This window comes from Veillonella sp. KGMB01456 (genome assembly GCF_023051165.1).
In the GTDB taxonomy this organism is placed as follows: domain Bacteria; phylum Bacillota; class Negativicutes; order Veillonellales; family Veillonellaceae; genus Veillonella_A.
On the sequence record NZ_JALKIG010000099.1, the window covers coordinates 1 to 573 of the forward strand.

At 39.6% G+C, this 573-nt stretch carries 1 protein-coding gene and 1 pseudogene; both read right to left on the reverse strand.

Annotated elements, in window-relative coordinates:
- Positions 1-134: 134 nt before the first annotated feature.
- Positions 135-365, reverse strand: coding sequence for a 30S ribosomal protein S18 (rpsR, locus tag MXE28_RS11485; RefSeq protein WP_006555209.1), 231 nt, complete (start codon positions 363-365; stop codon positions 135-137).
- Between the two features lie 41 nt (positions 366-406).
- Positions 407-573, reverse strand: a pseudogene (locus MXE28_RS11665) (single-stranded DNA-binding protein); the annotation flags it as partial.

Consider the following 573-nt stretch of genomic DNA (forward strand, 5'->3'; position numbering starts at 1 on the left):
ATCTATCTAGGTTTACAGCACTTTTTACACACACTTTTTGTCCTATAACTCAAAAACTATTGGTATAGCCAATAAAAAACCCCGGCAACCTTTCGGCTACCGGGGTTTAATACTTCATATCAAGCTATAAAGTATTATTCTGCTGTGAATGGCAACAAAGCAATAGCGCGAGCGCGTTTGATTGCTAATGTTAATTTACGCTGATGTTTAGCGCAAGTGCCGGAAATACGACGTGGAAGAATTTTGCCGCGTTCAGTCGTGAAACGACGAAGTTTAGCAATATCTTTGTAGTCGATTTGATCTACATGATCAACGCAGAAGTTACATACTTTTCTTCTTGGTTTTCTGCTTCTATCTCTTCTCATTATGTGAATCCTCCTTTTCGAATTAGTAGGAGTCCTAAACACTAGAACGGAATGTTTTCATCGTTGCTGCTACCGAAGTTATCAAAATTAGAAGACCCACCACCGAAGCTATCGGTGTTCTGAGTATCTAAGGATGTACCAACAAAGTTGGCTACTACTTCAGTTACATAGCGTTTTTGCCCATCCTGAGTTTCATAAGAACGGGTAT

What these genes read in the sequence shown, in the direction of transcription:
- rpsR (WP_006555209.1), bottom strand. Translation starts at nt 365, where the DNA reads ATGAGAAGAGATAGAAGCAGAAAACCAAGAAGAAAAGTATGTAACTTC.